Source organism: Acinetobacter sp. 70_2, from assembly GCF_056736115.1.
In genome coordinates, this window is sequence record NZ_JBWZIP010000003.1 from 72,102 (window position 1) to 98,839 (window position 26,738).

The 26,738-nt window shown below is 39.0% G+C and carries 24 protein-coding genes; 15 read left to right on the forward strand and 9 right to left on the reverse strand.

What is annotated here, in order from left to right:
• Window positions 1-55: 55 nt before the first annotated feature.
• From AC1PJ9_RS02155 to AC1PJ9_RS02165, 3 genes are read right to left on the reverse strand one after another with little or no spacing between them, the layout of a single operon-like run.
• Window positions 56-1,177, reverse strand: a complete 1,122-nt coding sequence (locus AC1PJ9_RS02155; protein ID WP_311086641.1) for an HlyD family secretion protein — start codon at window positions 1,175-1,177, stop codon at window positions 56-58.
• Between the two features lie 40 nt (window positions 1,178-1,217).
• Window positions 1,218-2,861 (reverse strand): MFS transporter, encoded by a 1,644-nt coding sequence (locus tag AC1PJ9_RS02160; RefSeq protein ID WP_240288183.1) that lies wholly within the window; start codon window positions 2,859-2,861, stop codon window positions 1,218-1,220.
• Window positions 2,858-3,427: a TetR/AcrR family transcriptional regulator gene (locus tag AC1PJ9_RS02165; RefSeq protein ID WP_311086642.1), complete on the reverse strand. Its 570-nt coding sequence runs from the start codon at window positions 3,425-3,427 to the stop codon at window positions 2,858-2,860. The genes AC1PJ9_RS02160 and AC1PJ9_RS02165 overlap by 4 nt, the downstream gene beginning before the upstream one ends.
• A 180-nt stretch (window positions 3,428-3,607) precedes the next feature.
• Here AC1PJ9_RS02165 and AC1PJ9_RS02170 point away from each other — a divergent pair, with 180 nt between their 5' ends.
• The 3 genes from AC1PJ9_RS02170 to AC1PJ9_RS02180 all read left to right on the forward strand — a co-directional run bounded on the left by AC1PJ9_RS02170 (window position 3,608) and on the right by AC1PJ9_RS02180 (window position 4,898).
• A complete protein-coding gene (locus tag AC1PJ9_RS02170) occupies window positions 3,608-4,231 on the forward strand; it encodes a LysE family translocator (RefSeq protein ID WP_068936154.1) in 624 nt (207 codons plus the stop codon).
• 162 nt (window positions 4,232-4,393) lie between these two features.
• Entirely contained in the window at window positions 4,394-4,582 is a 189-nt protein-coding gene (locus AC1PJ9_RS02175; RefSeq protein ID WP_068936152.1) for an NF038215 family lipoprotein, read from the forward strand.
• The gene (locus AC1PJ9_RS02180) at window positions 4,563-4,898 is read left to right on the forward strand and encodes an EF-hand domain-containing protein (RefSeq protein WP_202733360.1); all 336 of its coding nucleotides are present in this window, start codon (window positions 4,563-4,565) and stop codon (window positions 4,896-4,898) included. The genes AC1PJ9_RS02175 and AC1PJ9_RS02180 overlap by 20 nt, the downstream gene beginning before the upstream one ends.
• A gap of 84 nt (window positions 4,899-4,982) precedes the next feature.
• On the opposite strand, the gene metG is transcribed toward AC1PJ9_RS02180, so the two are convergent.
• Window positions 4,983-7,049, reverse strand: a complete 2,067-nt coding sequence (gene metG, locus AC1PJ9_RS02185) for a methionine--tRNA ligase (RefSeq protein ID WP_311086643.1) — start codon at window positions 7,047-7,049, stop codon at window positions 4,983-4,985.
• 286 nt (window positions 7,050-7,335) lie between these two features.
• Between metG and AC1PJ9_RS02190 the strand changes: the two genes are divergently transcribed.
• From AC1PJ9_RS02190 to AC1PJ9_RS02200, 3 genes are all read left to right on the forward strand, one after another.
• The gene (locus AC1PJ9_RS02190; RefSeq protein ID WP_263613031.1) at window positions 7,336-7,836 is read left to right on the forward strand and encodes a hypothetical protein; all 501 of its coding nucleotides are present in this window, start codon (window positions 7,336-7,338) and stop codon (window positions 7,834-7,836) included.
• Window positions 7,837-7,982: 146 nt separating this feature from the next.
• Window positions 7,983-9,212: an iron-sulfur cluster carrier protein ApbC gene (apbC, locus tag AC1PJ9_RS02195; protein ID WP_311086644.1), complete on the forward strand. Its 1,230-nt coding sequence runs from the start codon at window positions 7,983-7,985 to the stop codon at window positions 9,210-9,212.
• A gap of 143 nt (window positions 9,213-9,355) precedes the next feature.
• Window positions 9,356-10,228, forward strand: coding sequence for a 5'-methylthioadenosine/S-adenosylhomocysteine nucleosidase (locus AC1PJ9_RS02200; protein ID WP_311086645.1), 873 nt, complete (start codon window positions 9,356-9,358; stop codon window positions 10,226-10,228).
• Between the two features lie 30 nt (window positions 10,229-10,258).
• Here the strand turns inward: AC1PJ9_RS02200 and AC1PJ9_RS02205 are convergent, their stop codons facing one another.
• Window positions 10,259-10,825: a DUF2062 domain-containing protein gene (locus AC1PJ9_RS02205; RefSeq protein WP_311086646.1), complete on the reverse strand. Its 567-nt coding sequence runs from the start codon at window positions 10,823-10,825 to the stop codon at window positions 10,259-10,261.
• Between the two features lie 355 nt (window positions 10,826-11,180).
• On the opposite strand from AC1PJ9_RS02205, the gene AC1PJ9_RS02210 reads away from it, so the two are divergent.
• The 7 genes from AC1PJ9_RS02210 (at window position 11,181) to AC1PJ9_RS02240 (ending at window position 20,823) form a co-directional block, all read left to right on the forward strand.
• Complete coding sequence (locus tag AC1PJ9_RS02210; protein ID WP_263613035.1) at window positions 11,181-11,774, forward strand: LysE family translocator; 594 nt, start codon at window positions 11,181-11,183, stop codon at window positions 11,772-11,774.
• Window positions 11,775-11,889: 115 nt separating this feature from the next.
• Complete coding sequence (gene dcd, locus AC1PJ9_RS02215) at window positions 11,890-12,459, forward strand: dCTP deaminase (RefSeq protein ID WP_002120290.1); 570 nt, start codon at window positions 11,890-11,892, stop codon at window positions 12,457-12,459.
• Window positions 12,460-12,771: 312 nt separating this feature from the next.
• A complete protein-coding gene (locus AC1PJ9_RS02220) occupies window positions 12,772-14,250 on the forward strand; it encodes a hypothetical protein (protein ID WP_004710349.1) in 1,479 nt (492 codons plus the stop codon).
• Between the two features lie 231 nt (window positions 14,251-14,481).
• The gene (locus AC1PJ9_RS02225; protein ID WP_263613036.1) at window positions 14,482-16,524 is read left to right on the forward strand and encodes a hypothetical protein; all 2,043 of its coding nucleotides are present in this window, start codon (window positions 14,482-14,484) and stop codon (window positions 16,522-16,524) included.
• A gap of 15 nt (window positions 16,525-16,539) precedes the next feature.
• The gene (locus AC1PJ9_RS02230; protein ID WP_263613037.1) at window positions 16,540-17,265 is read left to right on the forward strand and encodes a DUF6160 family protein; all 726 of its coding nucleotides are present in this window, start codon (window positions 16,540-16,542) and stop codon (window positions 17,263-17,265) included.
• 32 nt (window positions 17,266-17,297) lie between these two features.
• Entirely contained in the window at window positions 17,298-19,709 is a 2,412-nt protein-coding gene (locus AC1PJ9_RS02235) for a DUF6160 family protein (RefSeq protein WP_311070167.1), read from the forward strand.
• 160 nt (window positions 19,710-19,869) lie between these two features.
• Complete coding sequence (locus tag AC1PJ9_RS02240; RefSeq protein WP_311086647.1) at window positions 19,870-20,823, forward strand: DUF6160 family protein; 954 nt, start codon at window positions 19,870-19,872, stop codon at window positions 20,821-20,823.
• A gap of 76 nt (window positions 20,824-20,899) precedes the next feature.
• Here the strand turns inward: AC1PJ9_RS02240 and AC1PJ9_RS02245 are convergent, their stop codons facing one another.
• Together AC1PJ9_RS02245 and AC1PJ9_RS02250 are read right to left on the reverse strand one after the other, a co-directional pair.
• Window positions 20,900-21,844: a tRNA dihydrouridine synthase gene (locus tag AC1PJ9_RS02245; RefSeq protein ID WP_311086648.1), complete on the reverse strand. Its 945-nt coding sequence runs from the start codon at window positions 21,842-21,844 to the stop codon at window positions 20,900-20,902.
• 85 nt (window positions 21,845-21,929) lie between these two features.
• The gene (locus AC1PJ9_RS02250; protein ID WP_311086649.1) at window positions 21,930-22,739 is read right to left on the reverse strand and encodes a cytochrome C assembly family protein; all 810 of its coding nucleotides are present in this window, start codon (window positions 22,737-22,739) and stop codon (window positions 21,930-21,932) included.
• 140 nt (window positions 22,740-22,879) lie between these two features.
• On the opposite strand from AC1PJ9_RS02250, the gene ffh reads away from it, so the two are divergent.
• The gene (ffh, locus tag AC1PJ9_RS02255; protein WP_000460622.1) at window positions 22,880-24,289 is read left to right on the forward strand and encodes a signal recognition particle protein; all 1,410 of its coding nucleotides are present in this window, start codon (window positions 22,880-22,882) and stop codon (window positions 24,287-24,289) included.
• A gap of 49 nt (window positions 24,290-24,338) precedes the next feature.
• Here ffh and AC1PJ9_RS02260 read toward each other — a convergent pair whose 3' ends face one another.
• Together AC1PJ9_RS02260 and AC1PJ9_RS02265 are read right to left on the reverse strand one after the other, a co-directional pair.
• Window positions 24,339-25,073, reverse strand: coding sequence for a pantothenate kinase (locus tag AC1PJ9_RS02260; protein WP_005129512.1), 735 nt, complete (start codon window positions 25,071-25,073; stop codon window positions 24,339-24,341).
• A 15-nt stretch (window positions 25,074-25,088) separates the two neighbouring features.
• On the reverse strand, window positions 25,089-25,841 hold the full coding sequence (locus tag AC1PJ9_RS02265) for a biotin--[acetyl-CoA-carboxylase] ligase (protein WP_311086650.1): 753 nt from the start codon (window positions 25,839-25,841) through the stop codon (window positions 25,089-25,091).
• A 30-nt stretch (window positions 25,842-25,871) separates the two neighbouring features.
• Here AC1PJ9_RS02265 and AC1PJ9_RS02270 point away from each other — a divergent pair, with 30 nt between their 5' ends.
• Window positions 25,872-26,675: a sulfite exporter TauE/SafE family protein gene (locus AC1PJ9_RS02270; RefSeq protein WP_022575885.1), complete on the forward strand. Its 804-nt coding sequence runs from the start codon at window positions 25,872-25,874 to the stop codon at window positions 26,673-26,675.
• The last annotated feature ends 63 nt before the right edge of the window (window positions 26,676-26,738 follow it).

Consider the following 26,738-nt stretch of genomic DNA (forward strand, 5'->3'; position numbering starts at 1 on the left):
GAAAAATAATGAATGATCACATTGTAGCTTTTTCAAGAGAACTTTAAAAAGCTGATTAAGAACTTGTGTCGACAGAAGTAATCACTGACATGCCAGGGCGTAAGTGTTCCATTCCTTCCTGATTTGGGTCTATGGTGATACGTACGGCAATACGTTGCACAACTTTGGTAAAGTTTCCTGTCGCATTGTCTGGCTTTAACACACTGAACTCGGAACCCGCAGCAGGCGAGATTTGCTCAACATGTCCTGTAAATTTCTTGTGATTCATTGCATCGACTGTAAACCATGCTTTTTGACCAATTCGCATATTGGCAATTTGGGTTTCTTTAAAGTTAGCAATCACCCAAGTTTGTTGTGGAATTAAGTAGAGTAACTGTGAGCCTGCTGCTACATATTGTCCAACACGAGGATTTACTTCACCAAGTTGACCATCCATTGGAGCCACAATAACGCTATAGTCTTTGGTGGTTTGCGCTTGGTCTAACTGTGCTTTAGCGCTGGAAACTTGTGCTTCTAAGCCAGCTTCTGCGACCTGTGCGGTTTTCAAAGCCTCTTTTGCAACTAAGACATTTGCTTCTGCCTGTTTAAGGGCTGCAAGGTTATTCTCGGCATCAGCAGCAGCTTTATCTTGCTCAGATTTAGAAGCGGCTCCACTATTTCCTAACTGTTGATAACGTCTAAGCTGTGCCAAAGAGAGTTCATATTGAGCTTTCACTTGATCTACTTTGGCTTGTGCCGAAACAATATCAGCCTGTTTTTGAGCGATGGATTGGGTTTGGTTGGCTAAAGTATTTTTAGCTTGTTCAACTCCAGAAGCCGCCTGAGTTACTTTTTGGTCATAAGTAGTTGCATCAATATGCATGAGCACCTGACCCTTTTTAACGTGGTCAAAGTCTTTTACCAATACATCTTTAACATAGCCATTAATTTGTGACGATAAAACAGTGGTTTTACCTTTGACATAACTATTATCAGTTTGTTGGACACTCGTGGCAAAAGGTCCGATTCTCCATGCCCATAAAATCACTAAAATACCGATAATAAGCACACCCAACATCCATAATAGTGTTGAGCGTTTTGTCGGAATCAGTTTACTTGCAGGTGCAGGTGCAGGTGTTGGCTCGTTGGCGGGTGCCTGAGCTGGTGTTGGTTCCGGTTTGTTTTGATCATCTGACATATATCAATCTCAATTTCTATTTCATCAATAACAAAAGCCTTTAAGGGCGGCTAATTCCTCTGCGTTGTAGATATTTACTACGCGCAATATTAAATCCACCCCATAAGAGCAGTGCGATAGCAAAAATACCGTTTAACGCAATAACATCATTGTAGGCACGCACTTGTGCTTCACGGGTAACCACTTGATTGAGTGTACGCATGGCCTGAGTCGTTTGTAATGCTGGGTCATTTGTTGTGATGGCTGCACTACGTTGATAGGTGGAGAGCCTCTGAGAAACTAACGGGTCGGATTGTTCTAAATCTTTAATAATCTCGACTTGATAGTTTTGTGTACGATGTTGTTGATAGGTCGAGAAGAAAGAAGACCCGACCAGACCACCAAAGGTTTGAGTTGCAGAGAACAGCACAATAAAAGTCACCACATACGAAGGACCTTTAGCCAAAGTTTGGGCAAAGCCAATAAGCAGTAACGGCCCAATAAATAAACCACCTGCGAAACCTACTAGGAATTGACTTGCAAAGAAGTTCACAGGTCGAACATCACTGGTTAAGTGATAATCTAGTCCACAGGCAACCAGAATTAAGAACTCTGCAAAAAGTAAGTGGAAGATAATTCGTTCACGTGAAAAAGTCAGTGCACTAAATAAGGTTCCACTTAAAATCCCGATGAAGATCACAACATAAAGCGGTACAAACTGATCAGGCCCCATTCCCATGGCTTTTAAGAAATTAACAGCAGCATAGCTTTGCTCAGACATTAGAAGTCGAATAGCAAAAGCACCAAAAATGAAACGCAAGGTCGAAGAAGCACCTAACCAGCGTGTCATAATTAATGGATTGGCACGATAGTGTTCATAGAGCAAACCAAGAACAACTAAGCTAAAGCCAGCAATTAATACATATGCCAACCATTCACTGTTAAACCACCATAAAATTGGGCCTTGTGTGAGCACAATACATAAGCATGCAAAACCGGGAGCCAGTAAAGCAAAGGTGAAGAAATCCTGCTTCTCAAAAACATAGATTCGTAAGCTACGTGGTAATTTCAATGAAACAACCATCGCTAAACAACAAAGTGCTAAACCTAGCTCAAAGGTATATAGGACAGACCAACTGTCTGTACTGACAAGAAATGGAGAAATAATCCAAGCGAGGGGAACCCCTAATTGTTGGAAACCGAAGGCGATATATATACCTTTTGCCATGTCTGCTTTTTTAAAAGCCTGCATGGTGTAATACATACCTAAAGAGCTGAGAGGTGCTCCTGCCAAACCTGCCACAACCCTTGCGAATAGGGCCATTTCATAGGTATGCACAAAAATATGTAAAACCAGCACGGCAATAAAAATAACCAGCCCTATTTCCGAAAATACTCTTAAACCATACTGTTGTCGGGCTTTAAACAAAATCAGGTTTGAGCTGACATTTGCCATGACATAAGCCGCAGGGAGCCAAGCAGCTTCGGAAGGCGTCAGTCCATATTCACCTTGAATTAAAGGTAAATTTGCCGTAATAAAACCATTACTTAAGCTTGCCGAAAGGGCGACAAATAAACCAATAAAAAAGTAAATAAATCGCTTAGGTACAGAGTGAGCAATAGCTGCCGGTGAACCAGGTAGAGTCGGTTGCTCTTCTGGTGTCCAGTCGGGTGGTGTTTCTAAATAACGAGGCGTTTTACTCATTCTATCCCTCGAATTTTTTGTACTTGAATACCATGAATTAGTAATTCAATTGCTCGTTTTGCTAAGCGAGTTTGTTCTTCTGGCTCATGTCCTTGAAATGAAGAACCCAACATTGCAGTGATCATTGCATAGTCATTGGCAGTGAGATCAGCTCGGCACAGTTTTTGTTCTATCGCATTTCCAATCAGTGGGTTAAGTGCATTATTTCGCCGTTCATAAATTTTTAACATAATTGGATCTTGTCGATCAATCACTCTCCAAAAATCTTGCAAAATTGCAAGCTTAGGAAGTTGTGCAATATGTCCTTCAATTAAACGAAATAAACCATCCTCGAATTGTTGAAAATGAGCAGCTTTTTGCTCTAGCTGTGTAATCGCACGTTCTAAAAGCGCGCTAATTAAAGCCTTGCGGTCACAAAAGTTACGGTAAAAAGTTGCTCTGCCTACACCTGCATGGTCAATCACAACTTGCAAGGGCACATTAATGCCATGAATACGAAAACATTCTTCGGCTGCATTGAGTAATTCATCCCGGTTATGGGCAGCAATTTTTTGACGTTTACTCATGTCATTGATTTGGGAGTTCTAAAGACCGATATATTTAACGGACATTTTTGTCCGTTGTGAAGATATAAATTGTAAAAAACATGAAAATTCAATTTTCATCATTTATATGTTTTCCATTTTTATATGTGTCATAAAAAGCTGTTAGAATACCGCGCAATTGCATGATGCTAGGTCAATACAATGTTTGAGTCCCTTATTCCTCTTTTTTCAATTGCGATGGCATTGATGCTTGGAGCAATAAGCCCTGGGCCGAGCTTTATTTATGTAGCACAAAATTCAATTTCTAAATCACGTAAACATGGTTTGTTTACAGCTTTAGGCACAGGTACAGGTGCAGCTCTTTTTGGTTTTCTAGCTGTTATGGGGTTGCAGGCAGTTTTACTGGCAGTACCTTCAGCATATTTAATCTTAAAAATTGGTGGTGGGCTGTATTTGCTTTGGTTAGCCTTTAAAATTATTAAACATGCCAAAGAACCAATTGCTATGGAAAATGATGGCAAATCAAAAATGACCTATAAACAGGCATATCGTTATGGCCTGATTACCCAGTTAAGCAACCCGAAAATTGCAGTCGTTCTAGCGAGTGTATTTACTGCTTTATTGCCAAAAGAAATCCCAAGTTACTACTATGTCGCATTACCAGTGATTTGTTTTATGATCGATGCAGGGTGGTACTCATGTGTTGCAATGCTGCTTTCTTCAGAGAAGCCTAGAACAATGTACTTAAAAGCAAAAACTGGCGTTGACCGAGTCGCTGGAAGTATTGTAAGTGTATTAGGTTTAAAATTAATTTTCTTCAAATGATAAGCCTTTAATTAAAATATCTAAAAAATACAAAGCCAGCTATTTATAGTCTGGCTTTATTTTTGAGTAAAATATATACAAATTGAAATATCTTTTTTAGTACTTAAACATTTAAAAAGTGGTAACTTAATAAATAAAACAAAAAGAAATGAGGGTCACGTTATGAAAAAACTAATGGTGAGCATTTCTGTAGTTTTTCTCATCTTAACTACAGGATGTGAGATGAGAACCATGAGCAAGCAACAGCCAGCAAATGAGCGAACTATGAGCATTGTTGGTACACCTGTTCATGAAAAAGATTACAAAATTTCTGATTTACAAGCCAATAATCATGAGCAATCCAACTATTAAGTTACTCACAGCTTGCATCACTTACTGCATTTTAAATGTAGTAAGTGCATGTGAGCCTGCATCTTTGGATTGGAAGCTTTTTCAGGAAAAATATGATGTAAATCATGATGGCTTATACAGCTTAAAAGAGTTTCAACAGGTACAAGATTTCTATCCTTATCGTTGGCCTACTGATAAGCGTTTTCAGGGAGAAAATAAGCAAACAGAGCTATTTCATTATTTAGATAAAAATAAGAATGGCTATTTAACCAATGAGGAGTTGGGGAATATACACGTTTTACTTAGTAACCCTTGTGAAGGGCGGCCGTGGTCATAATTTAAATCTTCTTATAGATGTTCCTTGAAAATTTATAGTTAAAAAAAGCTCCCAATTTAGGGAGCTTTTTTATATGCAGGCGGATTAAGACACTTTATCGCCAGGTTTCGCACCGCTATCTGGTGAAATAATGAAAATACCTTCACCATTTCCGGCAGCAAGTACCATACCGTTTGAAATACCAAAACGCATTTTACGTGGTGCAAGGTTAGCAACCATAACAACCAATTTACCTTTTAGGTCTTCTGGTGCATATTGACTACGAATACCACTAAATACGTTACGTGGTTCAGCTTCACCTACGTCTAACGTCAATTGAAGTAATTTATCTGAACCTTCAACTGTACCTGCTTCAAGTACTTGAGCAACACGTAAGTCAACTTTTAAGAAATCTTCAATACCGATAATTTCAGCTTCACCCACTGCCGGAGTAGGCACTGCTTTTTTCTCGGCAGATTTCTCTTTTTTCGTTGCCGCTTTTGTTGCTTCTGGAGCAGGAGCACCTAAAGACTCTTTAGAAGCATCAACCATAGCTGCAACAGCTTTTGGATCAACACGTTGCATAAGTGGCTGGAACTGCGCAATCTCATGGCTTACAAGAATTTGTTTGCGTGACTCGAAATCGAAGCTTTCAAGTTTTAAGAAATCTTGAACTTGTTGAGCTAAAGTTGGCAGAACTGGAGCCAAGTACACCGCTAATTGACGGAATAAGTTGATACCCACAGAACATACATCAAGAACTTGTTGCTCTTGACCTTCTTGTTTAGCAAGAGCCCAAGGTTTCTTCTCATCAATATATTGGTTTGCACGGTCAGCAAGCGCCATAATTTCACGGATCGCCGTTGAGAATTCACGTGCTTCATATGCTTTAGCAATTGAATCACCTGCATCAATAAAGCTTTGTACTAACTCAGATTCTGCACATTCAGCAGATAACGTATTGTTAAAGCTGCTATTGACGAATTTTGCACAGCGGCTAGCAATATTGACGACTTTACCGACTAAGTCTGAGTTTACTTTTTGAACAAAGTCATCAAGGTTCAAGTCAGAATCTTCAACTTTATCTGAAAGCTTAGAAGCAAAGTAGTAACGTAAATACTCTGGGTTTAAATGCTGTAAATACGTCTCGGCCTTAATGAAAGTACCGCGTGACTTAGACATTTTTTGTCCATTTACAGTCAAGAAACCATTTACAAACAAGCCTGTTGGGGTGCGATAGTTCGCGCCTTCAAGCATTGCAGGCCAGAACAAAGCATGGAAATAAACAATGTCTTTACCAATAAAATGATAAACATCGTTTTGGCTGTCTTTTTTCCAGAAATCGTCAAAGTTTAAATCTGGACGTTTAGTTTTGATGTAGTTTTCAAAACTAGACATATAACCAATTGGGGCATCTACCCACACGTAGAAATATTTATTTGGTGCATCTGGAATTTCAAAGCCAAAATATGGTGCATCACGAGAAATATCCCAGTCTGCTAAACCAGCTTCAAACCATTCATCTAACTTGTTCGCAATTGAAAGAGGTAAACGACCTTCATCACGCGTCCATTTCTGTAAATATTCAGAGAAGTTTGGAAGCTTGAAGAAATAGTGATCTGATGATTTTTCAACTGGTGTTGCACCACTTAAAGTTGAACGTGGGTTAAGTAACTCGGTCGCATTATAAGTTGTACCACACACTTCACATGAGTCGCCGTATTGATCTTCTGATTTACATTTCGGGCATGTGCCTTTAATGAAACGGTCAGACAAGAACATACCTTTTTCTGGGTCAAATAATTGAGTTACAGGGCGAACTGCAATATTTCCAGCTTCACGGTTTTTAATGTAGATATCTGTTGAGCGTGCTTTGTTTGCATCGCTATGTGTTGAATCGTAATGATCGAAATGTACGCCAAAACCGTCAAAATCACGAATGTGCTCTTTTTGAACATTCGCAATTTGCTCTTCTGGGCTAATACCATTCGCTTCGGCACGTAGCATAATCGCTGTACCGTGAGCATCATCCGCACATACATAAGTCACATCATGACCCATTGCTCGCATGGCACGAACCCAGATATCTGCCTGGATGTAACCGAGTAAATGACCCATATGAATTGGACCATTCGCATAAGGGAGGGCATTGGTGACTAAAATTTTACGCACGGATCTCATTCTCTCATTCGTATTTATAAGGTGGAAGATTTTAACTGATGCAGGGAGATAAGCAAAGATTAATAATCTTTAGCTAAGCATAAGAGGCATCTATAAAAATGGATGTGAAGTCAAAAGCTGTTTCTCTTTAGAACAGATAAACAAATCAAAAAATATTTGAATCTTCCTGTATTGTCTTTGTTTCAAATTGCAGTTACGGTCAGAAAATAAACCATAACGATGTATAACTAATAACTTATTCAGGTAATTTTTTTAATTAACGATGAGGATAACAACGATGACTACTGAAAATAAATTAGACGAATTAAAGGCAAAAGCGGCAGATGTAAAAGTACAAGGCGAAAAAGCTTTGGACGATTTAAAAGAAAATGTAAAAGAGAAACAGGCTGCTGGTAAAGAAGCAGTTGAAAATACAGTAGATGAGTTAAAGGCAAAAGCAGCAGACGCAAAAGCACAGGGCGAAAAAGCCTTGGATGATTTGAAGGACAATGTAAAAGAGAAACAAGCTGCTGCAAAAGAAGCAGTTGAAGATAAAGCCAGTGATTTGAAAGGTAAACTTGACGACGCTCAGCATAGTCTGCAAGATAAATTTGATCACTTGCGTACCGAAGCCGCCCATAAACTAGATGATGCTAAAGCCAAAGCAGCAGAATTAAAGGAAGAGGCCGCCTCAAAACTTGATGAGTTAAAAACTCAGGCAACTGCAAAGTTTGATGAATTGAAGAAGACAGCAACCGATAAACTCAATAAATTAAAAAATCACGACTCTGCTGAATAAGCTGATTTAAACCAAAATCTGTACTCCTCACTCAAATGATGAGGCTTTAAAATTAGCAATTATTCATTTCGAGTTGAGCGAGTGCGGATCAATACTGTTACACTAGCTCCAACAAGCTGTAATGATCTGTTTTTGGAGTAAACAATATGTCTTGGCTTTCTTCATTAAAGTCCGTTTTTTCACCTGCACAAGAAGTGAAAGAAGATGAAATCCAAACTGTACTCCAAAATTATTTACTACCGCATTCAAAAGATGCCTTAAAAGAGCGCATTAGCCAGCTTCAGGTACAAGGTCGAGTTTTACAACTCACCATTAACACGTTCCCAGATGAAAAAGAGCATTTGCAGCAAATTCATGATGATTTGGCTAGTTCATTAGAAAAGTGTGGTATTGAAGAACTGAACTTACATGTAGTTCAACAAAAGCGTCCTGCACCAGAAAGTTCAGGTCATGCTTGTTCATCTAAAGCACCGAAAGAAAATTCAAATTTACCTCCTGTGCTTGATGCCTCACCTAAATCTGAGCCAGATCCAAACAATCCACCGATTCAGAAAGCTGCTCCGCAGCAAAGAGATGTTCCGCTTCATCCTCGAATTAAGAACGTTATTTTAGTTTCATCTGGTAAAGGTGGGGTTGGTAAATCGACAACTACGGTTAATTTAGCACTTGCCTTACAAAAAATGGGACTTAAGGTAGGGGTGTTGGACGCTGATATCTATGGCCCAAGTATTCCAACCATGCTAGGTAATGCTGGCAAAACGCCTCTTATTGAAAGTGAAAACTTTGTACCTTTAGAGGCATACGGCATGGCTGTACTTTCTATTGGACATTTAACAGGGGATAACAATACTCCTGTTGCATGGCGTGGACCAAAAGCAACTGGTGCTTTAATGCAATTGTTTAATCAAACGCTTTGGCCTGATCTAGATGTGCTCATGATTGATATGCCGCCGGGTACAGGCGATATTCAACTTACGCTTGCACAGCGTATTCCAGTGACTGGCTCAATCATTGTGACGACTCCGCAAAATGTTGCTTTGTTAGATGCTACCAAAGGAATTGAGTTGTTTAATAAAGTTGGCATACCAGTATTGGGTGTTGTTGAAAACATGTCGACTCATATTTGCTCTAACTGTGGGCACGAAGAACAAATTTTTGGTATTGGTGGCGGTGAGAAGCTTTCCGAGCAATACCATATTCCATTGTTAGGACGTTTGCCTTTAAATGCTCAAATCCGTGAACATGCAGATCAGGGTAAACCGAGTGTTGTAGCAATGGATGACGCAGCTGATAGCTACATCGATATTGCTAAAGCAGTATGGCAACAGATTGAAAAAATCCCTCAACGCACGCGTGATGATAAACGAATCTTTTGATTCATCCGACCCGGCTTTAAGCCGGGTTTTTTTATTGTTTGGTTAAAAGAAAAATTTAAATCACTGAATCTAAATAACAAAGCTAAACTTGAAATTGGCATGTAGATTGCTACTTTACGCTTTTAAAAAGAAATAGGTGAGAAATGCAATTTAAATATACTTTTGGCGTTATCAGTTTATGTAGCGCTTTATTTTTGGCTGGATGTAACGACGACCATTCAACAGTGTCCCAAACAACGACAGTTGAAGAGCAAAAACAGAAATTACAGCCGATTATTATTCAAGGTGCCTTACCTGTAGAGTCAAAACAGATGGCTTCTAAATTACAGAATGTGACTGTTGAAACAATAGGAGGGTGGACTTTCTGGAAAGGAACTCACAATGGCTATCCAATGATTATTTCTAAAACACGGATGGGTATGAGTAACTCTGCCGCGGCAACAGCTCTAGCCATTGAACGTTATAAACCGATTGCGATTATTAATCAGGGGACTGCAGGCGGTCACGACCCAGATCTACACGTTTACGATATTGTTCTAGGAAAATATGCGACCAATATTGGTGCATTTAGAACGCCTAAACAACCATTAGGAGCTGGATCAAATTCACTCACTTGGGTTGAAGCATTTGATGTATTGCCAACAGATGAATCAGACCCAGAACCTATTGCAATTCGCAAATTTGAAGGCGATAAAGAATTATTAATGGCGGCACATAAAGTTCGTTATGACAAAGGTGAAGTAGTCGAGGGAACGATTGGATCGGCAGATGTTTGGAATAATGAGCTTGATCGTATTCAATTTTTCCATCAACGTTATGGTACTTCTGTTGAGGAAATGGAAGCAGCATCGGTTGCACAAATCGCAAGTCAGTTTAATGTTCCTTTTTTAGGAATTCGGATTTTATCTAATAATATTACCAATAATGGAGCGTATGACTCAGGTACTGGAGAGGCTTGCCAAGACTATGTGCTTAATGTTGCTGAAGAATATATGAAATCTAAACTATCAAAATAATAGTTTAACTATAGGCAAGAAGATGGGTTCTTATAGGGCATCTTCTTGTTTTTTATAACCAACTCTACTTTTCCAATTCCGAATGACCATCCAGCGCCAGAAAACTTCGGTCACTATATACAGTATGATTGCAAATACAAATGCTTCAACTATAAGCCCAGACATTAAAATTTTAGCGAGACTAAAATCTATATGCCCATGACCAAAATGAGTAATCCACCTAGAAATCTGATGAAGTACGCCTAGCAGCATTTTTTTATTGATCATATGTACATGATAAATGTGCGAACCAAACCAGAAACCAGTATATAAAATGGGAACTAATGTGAGTGGGTTGCTGAGCCAAGCGAGCATTAGGCTAATAGGTAAATTTACTTCAAACAGCAATACCGCCATCACAATAAAAACACTATGAAAGGGAATAGGCAGTAAACCAAAAAACGTTCCTACAAAAACCGCTCTTGTAATCGATTTACGGTTGACATACCAAAGCACTGGATTGAGGGTTTTTTTCCCAAAAATCCTTAAAAATTTCATATTTGAAACTTTCTCTGGAGAAGGAAGCCAAGACTGAAAAAATTGCTTTGCCATAATCATAGGATAGTAGAGTCTGGTGACTCATATAAACACAAAAAAACAATATATTAATTGAAACTTATTAAAAGCTTAAAAATTAAACTTACTGCTGTAATAATTCATTATAGATCTTTTCGACCTAAAAATAGATTTAAAATAAAAATACTTATATTACTTAATACAATTTGGCACGCAAAGCTCGACAACTGACTCTAAAGTTTTTTAGCTTAAATTTTTTAAAAATTACGTATCTATTTGTTTATTTGTTATTTTTTAATTTTACTGATTAATATTTTAAAAAATTGTCTTACAATTAGATTTTGCCTTCCCAAAAGATATCTATTAATCTGAGATGACTACATTGTGAGGTCATTCAATGATTTCATGGCTATTTATTGGCTTAGTTGCCACAATTTTACTTACCCCAGGCCCAACCAATACTTTACTCGCATCGTCAGGAGTACAGGTAGGTCTTAAGAAGTCTGCGAAATTAATTCCGGCAGAAGTTCTTGGATATGTAATTTCTATTTCAGCTTGGGGCATGTTAATAGGGAAAGTTTCTGCAACGCTTCCTTTCTTACCTCCTATGCTTAAATTGCTAAGCGCTTGTTACATTATTTTTTTAGCAATTAAGTTATGGCACACAGCCAATCAGCAACTTGAGTTAGATCAGCCAACGATTCGCCCGCGTGAGTTGTTCTGTGCAACTTTACTTAACCCTAAAGCATTACTGTTTGCTTCAGCTATTTTCCCTGTTGCAGCATGGACTGATTTTCATATTTATCTCATTCATATGCTGGCTTATTTAGCGTTGATTACACCAATTGCATTGTTCTGGATTTTCTTGGGTTCAATTTTGGCAGGTAATAAAGTACGTTGGTTAAATCAATCGAATTTACAAAAAACAGCCTCACTAGTTTTAGTTAGTTTCTCAATTCCGATTAGCTATTCTGCGTTATTAAACCTTTAAAAGTCTTACCGAGCTATTCTTATCGAGAAGAGTAGCTCAAGCGTTGTTTTCATAATTGCTTTTTTACGTTAAAGTACGTCGCAATCAATGAAATTACCTTTTGGATAGAAAATACATGGCTATTAAGTCTGATCGTTGGATTCGCGAAATGAGCGAAAAACACGGCATGATTGAACCTTATGCAGAGAATCAAGTCCGTTTTGATAAGAATGGCGAAAAATTGATTTCCTACGGGGTCTCTAGCTATGGTTATGACGTACGCTGTGCCCGCGAATTTAAAGTTTTCACTAACGTACATTCTGCAATTGTTGATCCGAAAAATTTTGATGATAAAAGTTTTATCGACATTGAATCTGACGTTTGTATTATTCCGCCAAACTCGTTTGCTCTAGCGCGTACAATTGAATATTTCCGTATTCCGCGTAATGTTTTAACTGTATGCTTGGGTAAATCAACTTATGCCCGCTGCGGTATTATTGTAAATGTGACGCCTTTAGAACCAGAATGGGAAGGTCACGTTACTTTAGAGTTTTCAAATACGACGAACTTACCTGCACGTATTTATGCAGGTGAAGGTGTAGCACAAATGCTTTTCTTTGAAAGCGATGAAGTTTGTGAAACGTCTTATAAAGACCGTGGTGGTAAATACCAAGGACAAACTGGCGTTACGCTTCCTAAAACCTAAGTTGTTTTAAAATTAGATTAAATTCTAAAAAATGGGTCACTTGAAGTGGCCCATTTTTGTTGAAAAATAAAGAAAGTGGCATTCATCGGAATATTTATAAATGAACGTTTTCTTTTGTAAAAAATGATATAAAATGATCAATAATTGATTTGTTTCTTTGAGTTGTATCACACAATTTAAATGGACTTAAATCATAAAAAATCAGATATCGGCATTTCTTTGTTTATTCAATTTAAGATTAGATTAAAGAAAGGGAAGCCAAATAAAAAGAAATTAAATTAGATTATGCCCCCAAGGATACGGAGGTCGGTCATGCGACAGTTTAAGTCTCTTCATTTAGCTATTCTAGCACTTGGAAGTTTATGCTTTTCTTCAGCTTATGCTACGTCTACCTTAGTTCCAATGTCTGATGCTGAACTATCTGCAACTCGTGGCCAAGCGTTAATGAGTATGTCTTATATTGCACCTACTGATTCGGCAAACTTGGAGAAACTACGCGATAACAGCAGTAATATTGGTTTTTATAAATTAGGAATGGAAGCCCAGTTAGAAATCAATACTAATATTAGAAAACTTCAGTTGGGCTGTGGTGGTGTAAATGGGGCTGGTGGTTGTGATATCGATATTGATAATTTAAGTTTAAGTGGACAAAATTTTGATACCAATGGGAACCCATTGCCCATGTCTAATGAAGATCGTGCCTCATCTTCTGCAGTATTAACGAATCCATTCATTGAATTTGCTGTTAAGAACCCAACCTCAGCTTCAACACGTGAAGTAGTTGGTTTAAGGCTAAGTGCTGAAAAATTTATTGGTTTATTAACGGCAGGTACTGAAAATACAACGACCCCGAATGGGATCAACTCCATTTCTGGTTATATGAAGGTTCAGTCTGACAGTAGTGGTTTGATTAAAGGTTATGCTACAACTTCGGCTACTCGAGATAATTTATATGGAGCAAATGCAGTAACAGGCCGATTGCAGGCTTTGGGGTTGGGTGGTGCTGCTGAGGTAAGTTTTATTACTTCTGATGGTGGATTTAATATTCCGGGTATTCAAAATAACTATTTTGAAATTGCGCCCATTCAAGTTAATGGTAATCGGGTTACCTCAAAAGTTTTATCTGCTCCAGTAAAAGTCCCTAATATTTATGTAGGACATAGCAGTTCTTATCCAGTGGATGGTACTGTGCAATATAATGCAGCAGGCCCACATGATCCAGCTTATCCTGAACCAACAGGCATTTACACTCAAGGCGGTAGAGTAGAAGCTACAGTAACAGACTGTAGCTTATTAGCATGTGTCATTGCGGGTAAAGGTGCTAAATTCCCGAATGTATATATGAATGGTACCATTTCAAATATTACTGCAAATTTAAATTTAACCCAGTCATTGGGTCTTATTCATAATTTACCAATTAACTCGCCAATGTATCTGGCACTGCAAAATCAAATGTTGCAGTGGCCTGGAGCAAAAGCAGATGACGTAGCCCAAAAGGGCTGGTGGATGTCTTTTGCAAATCCAGTTAATGTAGGTAACATCATTCCACAAGATGCAATTGATATTTCACCATTATTCCCGCAAATTTCAACTGCTGTTTCTGCATATTTACAAGCTAATCCTGCTCAAACTTCTGACTTGGGAGGTTTGTTAAAACTAGGGGATCTGGATGTAAATATTGGTACGATTGATTTAAAAAATAGCCCACTTACACTAAATTTAAGTAATTTACAGTTAACGAATCAAAACTTTAAACCAAACTGTCATGGTACGAATTTAACCTTTTGTTAATTGTAAGCAATTAGCTTGAGCTGATTTTCATTCATCGGAAAATTAGCTTTTTATGCGCTTTCTTTTGCATTTGTGCAAATATTCCGCATAATAGAAATGTGGAAAAGTTGGCAATATCTATTTAGATTTGCCTTCTGGTCTAAGGTGAAAAGGATATATTCACCTAGCATCAAGGATTGTTAAAGAAAAATAAATATGGTGCACGGCATCGTATAAAACAGGAAGGTCAAGATGACTACACTTAATTATACGGTAAGGTTTCAAAAAACCGTTTTGGCAAGTTTAATTGGTCTTTTCATAAGCCAATCGAGTTTCGCTCTTGAAGAACTTTCTGATGCCGGTTTAAGTGAAACTACTGGTGAAGGTATCGCTATTTTACCTCAAAATACTTATATGGTATTTCGTGGGGCAGGTGCGAACGAAACCGCAAGTCAAATTTTAACTGACCGTACTAAAGATACAGGTTATATCAATTATGTACCTGTTGGGCCGTTAAGTATGACGGCGGCAGATACCAATAAAAATGGTACGATTGATTCTGGTGACCGTGCAGTAGGTAAAGCTGATATTTTTCTTTATGGCTTAGCTCTTTCTAAATCTGATAACGATACTAATAGCCGTCTTGCATCTACCGATACTGCGGCCGCGATTTCGAGTTGGGGTACTGCTGTTAATCCATGGATATTCAAAGTAGCTACTCAGAACCTTGTACCTAATTTTAGTGCTGCTACATGTAGTGGCGCGAGTGATCCTTCTTGCCAAGTAACGTATTTAGCCTTAGAAGCACCTTTATATGAGGTAGGGACAAGAGATACGGCAGGGCTTGATGCATATAAACTTAAATTAGGTTTATGGTCAGATATCTTTGTTCGCAATCCAAATAAAATTAATGGTGCGACAGATCAGTTTAATTATGGCGACTCAAATGGTTTGATTGGTACAAGTAGTGATGCAAGTCGTGCGAATCGGTTACGTTTACAAGGTATCTGGAATAATTTTAGTTTAAATGGTAGCCGTTTACAGCTCTTCCAAACTTTGGGAGGTGCGACATCCGCAAATGGATTGAGTCCATTTTATAATAATACTCTAGGCTTCGCAGGTGTTGTGCGTTTAAATAGTGGTGATGCCTCTAATTTGAGAGCAACAATTACTTCAAATACTCCAACAACGACAGTAGGTCCATGGGTAAATCGTTATAGTACTCAATATACTGGTGCGCCTAGCAATAGTTCACCAAGTTCAGATTGGTTATATCGTATTCGCAGCCAGACTACTACGGTTACTTCAACTGGATCATGGACTGCTCCAACAGATAGTGCAATGGATAATGTACTGCGGTTGAGTACTCGTGAATCTGGCACTGGGCAAGGTAATCTCATTACTCCTGCTATTAATGGTGGGCTTGCACCAACCTTCGATGCAAACGAAGGTTTATATCTTTATAATCCGAATATTAATCTTGTGTTAGGTTCTTTATACCAACCACTCGTTTTAAGCTCAGATGGTAAAAACTTTAGTTTAGAGCTTGCACGTATTCCGAATAAGCCAGAAATTTATAAGAAAATCTATACTGACTACACTGGAACAGATAGTACTTATCTTGGTTCTACCTGTAATGTTTATCAATGCGGTACCAATGTAACCTTAGGAGGTAAAACTTATCAAGGTTCTAGTGCAACGCATAGTAGTATCTCAATCGGTTCAACTGTTTATAACTCGACAAATAATACATTAGAAGCCTTTAAAGGGAACAATACTCAAGATGCAGTAGGTATTTCATTTGGGAAATTACCAACAGGAACGGTTGCTGCTGTAACACAAGTTAAAAATTTCTATCAATTACAAAATCAGGAACGACGTGGAGGCAGCTATAGTTGTGGATTTTTAAACTTAGGAACTTGTTATGACACATGGCAATACCGTACAGCATCAGGTTGGACGGGAAATGCTGGCTCAGGCTTAAGATTTGATTCTCAAGGAGCAAACTGGGCGAATATTGATAGTACCTCTTATTATAATCCGACGACTAACACAACAGGTTATACCACTACCGATGCAGGGAATGGGGCTCAGTTTGTAGTACCAAATGGTACACCTTTACCTGATGCACTTTACAATAATGGGCGTTGGTATACGACTACACCAAATGCAGATGTGAACACTTATAAATTATCAGGAGCACAAATTAGCTCTTCAATTAGTAATAATATGGGTTCAGCAGTCATTGATGGTGTTTTAATCCAACATTTAAAACTCACCACAAAAGGTCTATAAGAGGAGGATAATGCGATGAAAAAAATAACTGCTTTACTCCTTACTCTTTGTGCAACTGCGACTCATGCAGAATTACAAACTTTGGACAACGACGCTTTACAAGCCATTAATGGCCAAGCAGGTGCTGACTTGTCTTTAATGCTCAATTTAAACCAAACCAGTAACAGCATATTTGATAATGGTAGTGGTGGTGTCTGTGAAAACGTAGAGTTCTGTCATATTGGTTTAGCGATTAATAAACGTTTTGTGCAAGCAGATGCAACTAAGCCAAGTGGTTGGGCTGAAAATAGTGATAGTGGTAATAAGCTTTGGTTGGTGTTTAAAGGTGTACAAGGAACTTTAAACATTCAAAAAATGGGTTTGGATGGTGCTGATTTGAAGTATCTTGATAAATCTAATACCGAAATTATAAAACCTGCTATTCAACTTAGTTTTAGTGCAGCACAACCAATTTTAATTCGTAACTTTGGTTTTAATGCTTTATCCATTGAGCAAGATAACTTTACAAGTTCAACAACGACCCAAGGCTCAAGTACGAATATGTATGATTATGCATATTTCAAAAAACCAACGTATGCGGCGACCGCAAACAGTGCAACTCAGCAAGTGGCTACGGCGACACCTTCAGCCTACGACTATGGGCGTGAAACAGGTTTTATGGGTTTAATGATGAACGGCAACTTGGCTATTCAAGGAAAAGTCATGGTGTTTAGCTGTGATGGTAGCCATCCCCGTTGTTAATGGTTAATGTAGATTTCAAAGGAACTGAAGTGATGAACAAAAATAAAGAAAGTCACGGCTCAAAGTTTATTTTAAATACATTAACAGCCAGCATGTTGTTAGTGAGTGGACAAGTTTTTGCTTTAGAAGCTTTAACCGATGCCGATTTGAGTGCAGTCAATGGTCAAGATGGGATCTCGATTCAAACGACTTTCAATGAGATCAATGTTGATAATGCTTACTGGGATGACCATGCAGGCACGCCAACAAGTGCTGATCAAGTTTTAAGAGCTCAAGCGAGTGGTGTAAAAATACAAAAAAGTAATGCATCTACACAAGCTTTAGGAACGAACTACCGTTTAGATGTGGGAAGTAATACGACTACAGGTAAAGCTGGGGTCGATTTTTCTATGCAAAGCAGTCCATCTCTCATTACGGTAAATAGCGTTAAGGTTTGTAATAGTTCCGCTACATGCTCACCTACATTAGGGCAGTTGGCTATCCAAACAACTTCACCTTTAAATTTAGCATTGACTACTCAAGACGGTTTATTTAGCCCAAATAGCCAGTCAAATATGACATTGGGTATAAATAACGCAAATATTTATTTAGGACAGTTAGATGCTCGTAGTCAGCTCAACCAACTAATTTTAAAGAATTTTAACTTTAATTTTGTGGGTAAAGGGGTCATGTTTATTGACCCTATCCGTGGTGTGGTTTTACAAACGAATACTGGAACAAATGTGGCTGCGGTTGGGCAAACTCCAAATAGTACTTATGGCTATGTCGATTTTAATCGGGTCGCTGATTCAGCTTCTGGTTTAACAGCGGGTACTTATGTTGATAGCAATGGTAAAGTGACTAATTCGGGTCTAAACATTGAAGTAATGCTTAGTTCCAATGTAGATAAAACCAATCCTTATGGGTTGGATGCGACCAATACACCGCAAAATTCAAAAGGTTTAATCCGACTTGGTGCAAGCGGACGTATGGTAAATAGTTATTTACAAGTCCGTGGTATGGATGGCTCTTCGGACACGACAACCTTAGGTACAGCAAATACTGCCTCAGGCACCACCTCAAGTAATAGTATTTTGGGTAATACGGGAATTGCCTTTCGTATGAAAGGTGAGTTCACTAAAGATAACGATTCTATGCTAGGCGCCGATGGCAAAGCCACGACTTTAGAAATTGGTGGGGCAGGGCTGAACGCCTATGGTTTCGAGTTTGGTAATTTAACTGGGTTGAACTCAGCTACGCGTGGTTATTTTGATAGCGGAAATATTTATTTAAATCTTGCCGATACAAAAACCTTATTAATGCCAAATAACGCGACATTAAATAGTATTCGTTTAGGATCTGGTACTTTAACAACCGCTGCCGATTATCAACATAATATTCACCGTGATACGGTGACTAATCCATTTAGTCTAATTCTTGCGATGCGTGGAGCAGAGTTTCAAGCATTTTCAAGACGAGGCCGTTTTACCACAAGTGCGAATGTTGCTGCTGCTAATCAATTTGCAGATAATGGTTTAAGTAACCAGTGGGGTTTGGCTTTACCTTTTTATAATTTAAATGCCAATGCAGCAGTTTATGGGGTAGATGCACCTGCGAATAGCGCTTTTTACTATACAAAAGATGCTAATGGTAGACCCGTTCAGAATGCTGTAGGTACCTCAGGAACGACTTCGCGTTTAGGATTTGGTGTCGCTGTTGGCACAACAGGACGTGATGCAGGCGGTACAAAAACAACTTCAATTTTATTAATTGATGGTTCTCCAAATGCCAATAATGCGGGTAATCCTACCGACTATTACATGGGCTTACGTAATATCGATATGTTCCTCAAAGGTAATGGCACTATCGGTTTAGAAAATGGCAGTTTAAATATCGGTTTAAAAGATATGTTACTTGCCTTATCAACTGAAATTGCAGCGGGTTATTTACCAGGCGCTAAATATAAAACTTGTCCGGCAACAGGATCTTGTACTTCACCAATTGATAACTTTGCCAGAAATAATGACGTTTTATTTGGTCTTAAACTACGCTTAGGCGGTGATTTAAATTTATCGATTGTACCTAATAGTTCAATTGCTGATGGTAGTGCGCTCACTGTTTTGGGTGATTTTACAATGCCTGCTACAGCAACTGGAAACTCAGTCCAAATTAGTGATCCGATTGATGGCTCTGCAATTGGTTTTGAGAATATGACTGGTAAGCTTGCGTTTAACACGGCATTAGTTGTTGGAAAAGACAGCGCGAGTGGATTAGGTAAGGTTGGTGTAAATACCGCAGTGTATTTTAACCCTGATAAGAATATTGATGGTGCCTTACGAGTTAAAGATATTAATTTCTATCCACCTTCAACAGGGGCAGGCGCACGTTTAGGTGAACTTGCAATTACTGGTGGACGTTTAAATAGTAGCTTCAGTATTGTGCCGAGAAATGGTGCTTTTAACTAATAAAGAAAAGTGGCGATATCGCCACTTTTGATAAAAAATTTATTTTGAATGTGATTGGATTTGCATTCGTCGGGTTATAGGGATAATTATTTTGTACTCATCTATTATTCTGATAATCTGAACAAATAATAAACGTTTGTCTCTTAAGGATTAGAGCAACATGAAAAATAAAAATATAGTCTGCTGGTTATTATTTGCCAGTAGTTCAAGTGTTTTTGCGATGCAACCATTAGATGATCAAAGTCTTTCAGCAACGACGGGTCAAAATGGTTTAACGCTAGGCATTCAGGCCGATAAAGTTAAATTTAATCAAGTCGCCTTGATTGATACCAATGGTATTGCCTCTACCTCTTACAATAGTAAAGCAGGTCTCGTCATTGCGGGGAACTCTACTAATCCTGTTCCAAGTATAGAATTTATTAAAGCGGCTGTATCGACCAATCCTTCTTTCAATATTGCTATAGATACCGATGCAGGTGCGGGTAAGCCTTTTGTGAACTTGGCTGTCACAATGGGAAGTGACGTCAATGGTATTCGGCTTACACCATTTTCGGTTTATTTAGCGCCTAACACTTCAGTCTCTAGCCCTGCTGATTATGCGGTGACTAGTTATGCACCAAAATCAATTTTTAGTTCGGGAACAACAGTAAATACAGGCGTGAAAGAACTGATTCGCTCTACTGGAAATTTGGACATTAACTTTGTACAGACCAATAAACCTCGTTTAAACATTCAATTGGGTCATGCTGCCCAGTCTGTCATGGTCAAATTTGGTGGAGCCATTCAATCGATTTGTTCTGCTGCATCTGGTTGTCCAATTACTTTAGTATCTGATAATACTGGTGCTAACTTTGGGTTTAAATTTGCGGGAACAAACTCATCTACAGGATTTGTTCTTGATGGGTTTTATGCTGGAGTTGACCCAACAGGGCTTACTTTTGGCAATACAGGTGTCTCGAGTAAATTTGATGCGTCGCTTAATAATGTAACTTTAGGAAATGCAGGGCTACAAAGTCCAACAACGTTTAATAATTTACCTAATGGGTCTATGGGGAGTTTTGGAGTTACGGGTGCTTCGGTAACCGACTTTAAAATGAAAGTAAGCGGTTTTTAAAAATAATCACTGAACCTGAAATAAAAGAAGAGGGTGGTTGTATAAACAGCCACCCTCTTTTATAAATTTTAAGTAACTAGCTATGTGATGAACTGGTTTGTTCTAACTTTTGAACAATTTCATCTAAAGCTTTAATGCGTTTAACTTGGTCCCACAGTTCTTTGGCTTGAGGGTAGGCTTTGGTCATCATACCTAGCCATTGCTTATAACGACCAACCATACCAATTTCTGTTTTGGCTTGACCATTTAAAAAACGGATTTGTAAGTCAACCAGTTGCTCCCAACTAAATAATGCCTCATCCATATTATTACGAATGCACTGTGTTAAGTCGGGGGTCGTCACAGCACCGCGACCAATCATTAAATCTTCACAACCAGATTGCTGTTGGCAGGCCTTTGCATCGGCATTGGTCCAGATTTCGCCGTTAGCAATGACATTAATTTTTAAAGCTTCTTTAATCGGTAGAATTTTTTCCCAATAAGCTGGTGGCGTATAGCCATCTGCTTTCGTTCGCGCATGTACTGTTAACCAGCTTGCGCCAGCATCTTCGACCGCATGAGCATTTTCCATAGTGTGGTTTTCATCGAGATAACCCAAACGCATTTTTGCTGAAATAGGAATATGCGCTGGTACAGCATCGCGGACTGCTTTAATGAGCATATGTACCACGTCTGGTTCATCTAGAAGTACGGAACCACCGCGATGTCTATTTACGGTTTTTGCAGGGCAACCAAAATTAAGGTCAATTGCAGGAGCACCTAGTTCAACGACTTTTGCTGCATTTGCTGCCAGCATATCTGGGTTGTTCCCTAAGAACTGAACATGCACGGGTATTCCCGCAGCTGTTTTACCATCGTTCTTTAACTCAGGGCAAAAACTATAGTAAATATGGTCGGGTAAAATGCTGTCTGTAACTCGAATAAACTCGGTTACACACCAGTCGAAATGACCAACAGATGTGAGCGTATCCCGCATGATCGGGTCAGTTAAACCTTCCATTGGAGCGAGTATGAGTTTCACAGTCTGAGTCACCTGATTAAAACAAAAAACAGCGTTATACGGGATATGTATAACGCTGTCTAGTAGTGCTGAAATTTTAATTGTTTTATTGGCCTAATATCATTTCGAGTACAAATTTACTGCCAATAAAACCAATCGCTAAAAGGGCAAAACCAATGAGGGTAAAACGAATCGCTTTTTGACCGCGCCATCCGAGTTTGTAATGGCCAATGAGTAATGAACCATAAATAATCCATGAAATAATACTAAATACGGTTTTATGAGCGAGATGCTGAGCAAAGAAGCTATCAACTGTTAAGAAGCCAAATGCCAGAGCAATGGTTAATAAAATAAAACCAGTAATGATTAAGTCAAATAACAATGACTCCATGGCCTGAATAGGCGGGAGTAAGTTGACCCAAAAACGTTTTTTTTGTTTCTTTTTGAGTTCACGATTTTGGAACCATATCAAGATGGCATGTATGGTTGCCATGAGTAGAACTGCATAGGCAGAAAGTGAAAGAATAATATGAGTATCTAGGCCTAACGAATGCTGCTCAATAAACTGATTTGGTTTACTAAATGCAAAACCCAAAATAAGACCAATAGCCGCTACAGGAATACCGAGTAAGTTTAAAGGTACAATCGGGCGAAACGTACTAAAAATTAAACTTAACAACAACATAAGCCACGATGTAAAAGAGACTAGATTAAAAACATCATAGTTAATTCCTAAAGGCGTCAGCATGGCATGGCATAAAACTGTGCCGTGCAATAGCAGTGCCAAGGTCGTAACAACAGCAAATAACCATGGGTTTGGTTCACGTTTTGACATTAAACGTATGAACAGATACCAGAAAGAAGTGGTATATGCGATGAGTGCCAAAATTGTGTAAACCAAGGGGAGGCTAATCATGTCAAACCTTTTTCAGGATTAATTCATCTAGATAAGATATAAATTCGCTGCGAACTAAAGTATCCTATAGCATTCTATGCATAAATTTTCTATTTTGAGAAAGATTTTTTTGCAACTAGCCATTTTAAGCGGATTTTGCAATGTTTGATACCTTAACAGAACGACTCACGCAGAGTTTAAGAAATGTTACTGGCTCAGGGCAGCTGACCGAAGACAATATTAAAGATACCTTACGTGAAGTACGTATGGCTCTTCTTGAAGCCGATGTCGCGTTACCTGTAACTCGTGAATTTATCGCGAAAGTTAAGGAAGAGGCATTGGGCCAAGAAGTGATGACCCAGTTATCTCCAGGCCAGGCATTTGTAAAAATTGTCTATGACGAACTCACCAAGATGATGGGTGAGGCAAATGAAACACTGGATTTAAGTGCTAAGCCTCCAGTTGTTGTATTGCTTGCTGGTTTACAAGGTGCAGGTAAAACTACAACTGCTGCCAAGCTGGCACGTTTCTTAAAAGAACGTCAAAAGAAAAAAGTAATGACCGTTTCTGCCGACGTTTACCGTCCGGCAGCGATCAAACAGTTAGAAACTGTGTCAGCCGAAGTTGGCGCAGGCTTTATTCCATCAGATCCTTCTGAAAAGCCAATTGACATCGTTAACCGTGCAATTGAGCAGGCAAAAATCCAGTTTGCTGATGTGTTGATTGTCGATACAGCGGGTCGTTTACATGTCGATGAAGACATGATGGACGAAATTAAAGAGTTACATGCAGCAGTTAAGCCAACTGAAACTCTGTTCGTGGTTGATGCCATGACAGGTCAGGATGCTGCAAATACTGCTAAAGCCTTTAATGATGCATTAGCACTTACAGGTGTGATTCTTACTAAAACTGATGGTGATGCGCGTGGTGGTGCGGCACTTTCTGTACGTGCGATTACCGGTAAGCCAATCAAGTTCTTAGGTATGGGCGAAAAGCTTGATGCCTTAGAGCCATTCCATCCGGACCGTGTTGCTCAACGTATTTTAGGTATGGGTGACGTACTTTCTTTAGTCGAAGAAGTTGAACGTAAAATCGACAAAGAAAAAGCCGAGAAAATGGCGAAAAAATTGCAAAAAGGCGGTAGCTTCAACTTTGAAGATATGCTGATGCAATTTGAACAAATGAAAAAAATGGGCGGCATGATGGGCTTCTTAGACAAGTTGCCTGGCATGAGCGGTGCAGGAATTCAGCAAGCGATTGAGCAAGCGAACCCTGAAAAACAAGTCAAAAAAATGGAAGCTATTATCCAGTCAATGACTGTTAAAGAACGCCGTAACCCAGACCTGATGAACCCAAGTCGTAAAAAACGTATTGCGGCAGGTTGTGGTATGGATGTTGCTGAAGTGAATAAACTCATTAAGCAACAAGCGCAAATGGCTAAAATGATGAAGAAGTTTGCGAATCCATCTGGTATGAGCAAAATGATGCGTTCATTAGGCAATATGCAAAAACAATTTGGCGGTGGCGGCGGTATGGGACCACTATTTGGTAACAACGACCAAAAGAAATAAAACCATAAAATAAAAGGCGCCTAGAGCGCCTTTTATTTTGTTCTGTATTTTAGTCTTTAGGATAATGGGCAATATATTGTTGTAATCCTTTAAGCAAAAGATCTTTTTCAACAGTTGGCTGGTACTTCTGTAGAAATTTAGCAAAAAGAGGAGCATCTCCACCTGTGAGGAGCAGCTTTTTAGGGGATTGCTGCATGATGCTTTCAATTGTACTAATCAGGCCTAACAAAATACCGTGGTGTACTGCATCGACTGTGTTATTACCTGGGTTCAGATTATCAAAAGCTGAATCTGGAATTTTAATACCTTTAGTATTTTGAATCAGCGCATCACGCTGCAAATAAAGGTTTGGCAGAATATAACCGCCTAAATGCTGTTTGCCCTTGGTTAAATCAATCGTGAGCGCTGTTCCGCAACCAATAATGCAATAATTTTCTTGTTCCTCTGCAACAGCCAATACTTGTAACCAGCGGTCAATCCCGAGTTGACTAGGAACTTCATAGCCACATTGTAGGCCTGCATATTCCGAATGGACTTTGGCAAAAACAACAGGAATTTCAAGCCATTTTAAAATCTGCTGGATACGTTGGTTGTTTTCAGTATCGAGTACTGAAGAAATGCCAATGCGATGTAGACCTTGATGTTTAAAGTGTTGGATTAATCCAAGTAATAAATCGGCAGGAGACTGCAAATGTAGCTCAGCTGCATGTTCAATAATTTGCTGATTTTCAGTAATCCAGTATTTTAAACGGGTGTTTCCGATATCAAGCCATAAACTTTTCATGGGGAAAATACCTGATTACTGAGTGGTTTGTGGTCTTAAACGACCTTGATAAAACTGCTGTTGCTCTGGAGTTTCAAGAATTACTGCACCTTCATTAGAAATTCCAACAAAACGGCCATGTACCAATCCTTGACTATGTTCGAATTGAACTAACTGATTCAACCAAGCTGCATGATGGTTAAAACGACCTGCTAAGTTATAACAACCATGATCAAACCAGCGAGCTGCATTTTGAATTGCAACATAGAGTTCTGAAATGAGTTCAAGCCGACTCATTTGCTCTAGCCCTAAATCTTCTAAAGAGGTGATTGGCTGGTCACTATCAGTCACTGGTGGTGTTTTTAAATTAATCCCCACGCCTACAATAGCCTGATGCTGAGAAAGTGGTTCGACCAAAATTCCACCCCATTTCCCATGCGCACTATACAAATCATTTGGCCATTTCACTTGTAAGCTCAAAGCTTGCAACTGCGGGATTTGCAAAATATTTAGAGCAACTTCAAGTGCTAAGCGACCATCTAAGGGTGTTCGAGTTTGCACCAATGTGCTTAAATAAATGTTTCCTTCAGGTGAAATCCACTGCCGTTGATGTTGACCTCGCCCTTGAGTTTGTTGAGTACTGCAAACCAAGCCTGTTGTAATGCCTTTTTGGGCAATTTCACGAATATCATCATTGGTCGAAGTTGTGGTTGCTTTTAATAAAACCACTTCTGGAAGCTGGTTTTTTGCGCTTAAAAGTTGTTGTAGTTGGCGAGTCTCTAAATCCATGTTGAATATGAGCAGAGTGGTAAAACATTTATGGAGTTAATCATATATTTACTCATTGGCGCAATTGCTGGTTTTACTGCCGGATTGTTTGGGGTTGGTGGTGGACTAATTATTGTACCAATCCTCTATGTCGTTTTTACCCAGTTGCACTATGACCCTGCTGTAATCATGCATATTGCAGTCGGAACATCGCTTGCAACCATTATCGTGACATCATTTAGTTCAGTTTCTGCCCATCATAAAAAAGGTGCAGTCCTCTGGCCTGTTTTTCGTAATTTGGCACCTGGGCTAGTGATTGGTTCATTCTTAGGGGCGGGTATTGCCGATCTGATGTCTGGTCAGCATTTACAGCTTCTTATTGGTGTCTTTGCTGTTGTGATGGCCTATCGCATGTTTAAAGGCGCAAATGTGGTTGTTGACCCAACACGTCAGCTCCCTTCAACACCTATGCAATTTATGGCAGGTGGTGGTATTGGTATTGCCTCTGCAATTTTTGGTATTGGAGGCGGTAGCTTAACCGTTCCGTATTTAAACCGTCATGGTGTGGTCATGCAAAAAGCAGTTGCGACTTCTGCCGCTTGTGGTTTACCTATTGCTGTAGCGGGTGCAATTGGCTTTATGTGGTTTGGTGCTAAAGAGCACATCTCTGTACCTAACACGATTGGTTATGTGCATATCTATGCGTTTATTGGTATTAGTGTCATGAGTTTTGTGACGGCTAAACTTGGGGCTAAGGTTGCGCATGCTTTATCACCACAAATGTTGAAAAAATGCTTTGCTTGTTTACTCGTGGTAGTTGGCAGCTATTTTATTTATAAAGGTTTTATGAATTAAAAAGCGTATTCATTTAGAAAAATATAGAAAAAGAAGCTTAGACTCACATGGTTTAAGCTTTTT

Excerpts from the sequence above, each read along its gene's own strand:
- AC1PJ9_RS02180 (WP_202733360.1), top strand. The coding sequence starts at position 4,563 with ATGAGCAATCCAACTATTAAGTTACTCACAGCTTGCATCACTTACTGC.
- AC1PJ9_RS02165 (WP_311086642.1), bottom strand. The coding sequence starts at position 3,427 with ATGAGTAAACGTCAAAAAATTGCTGCCCATAACCGGGATGAATTACTC.
- AC1PJ9_RS02230 (WP_263613037.1), top strand. The coding sequence starts at position 16,540 with ATGAAAAAAATAACTGCTTTACTCCTTACTCTTTGTGCAACTGCGACT.
- ffh (WP_000460622.1), top strand. The coding sequence starts at position 22,880 with ATGTTTGATACCTTAACAGAACGACTCACGCAGAGTTTAAGAAATGTT.
- AC1PJ9_RS02190 (WP_263613031.1), top strand. The coding sequence starts at position 7,336 with ATGACTACTGAAAATAAATTAGACGAATTAAAGGCAAAAGCGGCAGAT.
- AC1PJ9_RS02220 (WP_004710349.1), top strand. The coding sequence starts at position 12,772 with ATGCGACAGTTTAAGTCTCTTCATTTAGCTATTCTAGCACTTGGAAGT.
- AC1PJ9_RS02270 (WP_022575885.1), top strand. The coding sequence starts at position 25,872 with ATGGAGTTAATCATATATTTACTCATTGGCGCAATTGCTGGTTTTACT.
- AC1PJ9_RS02260 (WP_005129512.1), bottom strand. The coding sequence starts at position 25,073 with ATGAAAAGTTTATGGCTTGATATCGGAAACACCCGTTTAAAATACTGG.
- AC1PJ9_RS02235 (WP_311070167.1), top strand. The coding sequence starts at position 17,298 with ATGAACAAAAATAAAGAAAGTCACGGCTCAAAGTTTATTTTAAATACA.
- AC1PJ9_RS02240 (WP_311086647.1), top strand. The coding sequence starts at position 19,870 with ATGAAAAATAAAAATATAGTCTGCTGGTTATTATTTGCCAGTAGTTCA.
- apbC (WP_311086644.1), top strand. The coding sequence starts at position 7,983 with ATGTCTTGGCTTTCTTCATTAAAGTCCGTTTTTTCACCTGCACAAGAA.
- AC1PJ9_RS02265 (WP_311086650.1), bottom strand. The coding sequence starts at position 25,841 with ATGGATTTAGAGACTCGCCAACTACAACAACTTTTAAGCGCAAAAAAC.
- AC1PJ9_RS02205 (WP_311086646.1), bottom strand. The coding sequence starts at position 10,825 with ATGATTATGGCAAAGCAATTTTTTCAGTCTTGGCTTCCTTCTCCAGAG.
- AC1PJ9_RS02250 (WP_311086649.1), bottom strand. The coding sequence starts at position 22,739 with ATGATTAGCCTCCCCTTGGTTTACACAATTTTGGCACTCATCGCATAT.
- AC1PJ9_RS02155 (WP_311086641.1), bottom strand. The coding sequence starts at position 1,177 with ATGTCAGATGATCAAAACAAACCGGAACCAACACCAGCTCAGGCACCC.
- AC1PJ9_RS02175 (WP_068936152.1), top strand. The coding sequence starts at position 4,394 with ATGAAAAAACTAATGGTGAGCATTTCTGTAGTTTTTCTCATCTTAACT.
- AC1PJ9_RS02170 (WP_068936154.1), top strand. The coding sequence starts at position 3,608 with ATGTTTGAGTCCCTTATTCCTCTTTTTTCAATTGCGATGGCATTGATG.
- AC1PJ9_RS02210 (WP_263613035.1), top strand. The coding sequence starts at position 11,181 with ATGATTTCATGGCTATTTATTGGCTTAGTTGCCACAATTTTACTTACC.
- AC1PJ9_RS02160 (WP_240288183.1), bottom strand. The coding sequence starts at position 2,861 with ATGAGTAAAACGCCTCGTTATTTAGAAACACCACCCGACTGGACACCA.
- AC1PJ9_RS02225 (WP_263613036.1), top strand. The coding sequence starts at position 14,482 with ATGACTACACTTAATTATACGGTAAGGTTTCAAAAAACCGTTTTGGCA.
- dcd (WP_002120290.1), top strand. The coding sequence starts at position 11,890 with ATGGCTATTAAGTCTGATCGTTGGATTCGCGAAATGAGCGAAAAACAC.
- AC1PJ9_RS02200 (WP_311086645.1), top strand. The coding sequence starts at position 9,356 with ATGCAATTTAAATATACTTTTGGCGTTATCAGTTTATGTAGCGCTTTA.